Source organism: Actinosynnema sp. (assembly GCF_052038725.1).
Genome location: NZ_JBQGCX010000817.1, coordinates 1 through 2,328, shown reverse-complemented (window position 1 = coordinate 2,328; position 2,328 = coordinate 1). Strand labels below are relative to the sequence as shown.

Here is a 2,328-nt window from a genome sequence, read left to right as displayed (position 1 = left end):
GGGGGGGGCGGGGCACCCGCGCGCACACCGGCGCGCGCGTGGGCCCCGCGCTTCGAGCACCCGTCCGACGACGGCGTTTCCGGGGACGGCGGGCCCGAGTGGCCACCATCGGAGGACCCTGCACGCGTTGCACGTGCCTGGGGCGGGCACGAAGTCGTCGCTGGATGGAGGGGACCGTCGGGTCCGATGTGGATTCCCGTTTTCCGGGGGCACCCACCCAGTGCACGACGGAACTCCAGAGGAGGTGACGATCATGCGCAAGATCTCGATGAAGGCGAGGCCGGTCATCCGCCTTGAGCGGTCGAACCAGCCGAACTTCTACTACTGGTACAACGGCGACCAGCCGTGACGCCCAGGGGCCGGGTCCGCCACGAGCGGGCCCGGCCCCTCCCCTTTTCCGGCCCTGGAGGTGTCATGCGCCTGCGCCGCGCCCACAGCCTGACCTGCTACTGGCACGAGGACCGGTTCGTCGTGCACCCCTACCTGGGCGGCACGCCGACCGCGCTGCACCCGGTGGCCGCCGAGGTGCTGTCGGCGTTCGACTCGTGGGTTGAGGCGGCCAAGGCGGCCGAGGAGCTGGACCACCTCACGCCCGACACCGTGGCCGAGGCGGTGGAGGCGCTGCGCGAGGCGGGCGCCCTGCTGGTCGAGGACGGTGACGAGGCCGAGCGGGAAGAGCTGGCCGCGCGCACCTGGGAGACGTGGGCCCCCGAGGCGCCGTTCTTCCACTACGGCACGCAGATCGACGCGCAGAGACTGCCCGCCGACCGCGAGCTGGCCAGGGAGCAGGCCAAGAACGACACGGCGGACGCGGCCGGTCCGCAGCACCGGGTGTTCACCGAGTACCCGGAGGCCGAGCGGGTGCTGCTGCCGCGCGTGCCCGCCGAGCTGGACGTGCCGCTGGGCAGGGCGCTGTACGCCCGCCGCACGGTCCGCGACTTCACCGAGGACCCGGTGCCGCTGGCGGTGCTGGCCGCGCTGCTGGTGACCACCTTCGGCCCCACCGACTTCATCGACTCCGGCCGCAGCGCCCTGTTCCGCCGCACCAGCCCGGCGGGCGGCTCGCGCCAGGAGCTCGACGCGTACGTGGGGGTGCTGGCCGTGGAGGGCCTGTCCCCCGGCTTCTACCACTACAACCTGCGCGAGCACTCGCTGGAGCTCGTCTCGCCCGGTCTCACCAGGGACGAGATGACGCACCTGGGCACGGACCAGCCGTGGGTGGGCTCGGTCGCGTTCACCGTGGTGCTGGCGTCCGTGATCGACCGGATGAGCAGCAAGTACGAGCTGCCGCGCTCCTACCGGGTGAGCCTGCTCAACGCCGGTCACCTGGGCCAGACGTTCGCGCTGACCGCGACCGCGCTGGGCCTGGGCCCGCTGCAGACGGGCGCGTTCTACGACGAGGCGCTCGCGCGCAAGATCGGCCTGGACAACATCGGCAGCATCCCGGTGTACCTGCTGGGCGCGGGCTACGCGGCGGCGGCCACGTTGTCCTCGACCTGCTTCACGGAGCTCGCGCCGATCAGCGCCGTGGTGATGCGCTGGTCGCGGAGCACCCACGACAGCGCCATCTGCGCCAGCGTCTGCCCGCGGTCGGCGGCGATGGCGTTGAGACCGCGGATGCGCGCGATGTTCTCGTCGGTGAGCGCCGACCTGTCGAGCGAGCCGCCGCGCGAGGCGCGCGACCCCTCCGGCACACCGTTGAGGTACTTGTCGGTGAGCAGCCCCTGAGCCAGCGTGGTGAACGGGATGCACCCGACGCCCTCGCGCTCCAGCACGTCGAGGAGCTCCGGCTCGATCCACCGGTTGAACATCGAGTACGAGGGCTGGTGGATGAGCAGCGGCGTGCCCAGCTCGCGCAGGATGCGCGCGGCCTCCGCGGTGCGCTTGGGCCCGTAGGAGGAGATGCCCACGTAGAGGGCCTTGCCGGCGCGGACGGCGTCCGCGAGCGCCGTCATGGTCTCCTCCAGCGGCGTCTCCGGGTCGGGCCGGTGGTGGTAGTAGATGTCGACGTAGTCGAGGCCCATGCGCTGCAGCGACGCGTCGAGGCTGGCGCGCAGGTACTTGCGGGAGCCGTGGTCTCCGTAGGGGCCGGGCCACATGTCCCACCCGGCCTTGGTGGAGATGACCAGCTCGTCGCGGTACGGAGCGAGGTCGGTCCTCATGAGGTGCCCGAAGTTCACCTCGGCGGCGCCGTAGGGCGGTCCGTAGTTGTTGGCGAGGTCCATGTGCGTCACGCCGAGGTCGAAGGCCCGGCGGACGATGGCGCGCTGCACCTCCAGCGGCCTGTCCTCCCCGAAGTTCTGCCAGAACCCCAGGCTGACCAGCGGC

Annotated in this window: 1 protein-coding gene and 1 pseudogene; one reads left to right on the top strand and one right to left on the bottom strand. The window is 71.9% G+C overall.

Annotated elements, in window-relative coordinates:
• Positions 1 to 414: 414 nt before the first annotated feature.
• Positions 415 to 1,449, top strand: a pseudogene (locus ACTUAL_RS16855) (SagB/ThcOx family dehydrogenase); the annotation flags it as partial.
• Between the two features lie 17 nt (positions 1,450 to 1,466).
• Here ACTUAL_RS16855 and ACTUAL_RS16850 read toward each other — a convergent pair.
• On the bottom strand, positions 1,467 to 2,328 hold an 862-nt coding region (locus ACTUAL_RS16850), incomplete at its 5' end, for an aldo/keto reductase (protein WP_440900932.1).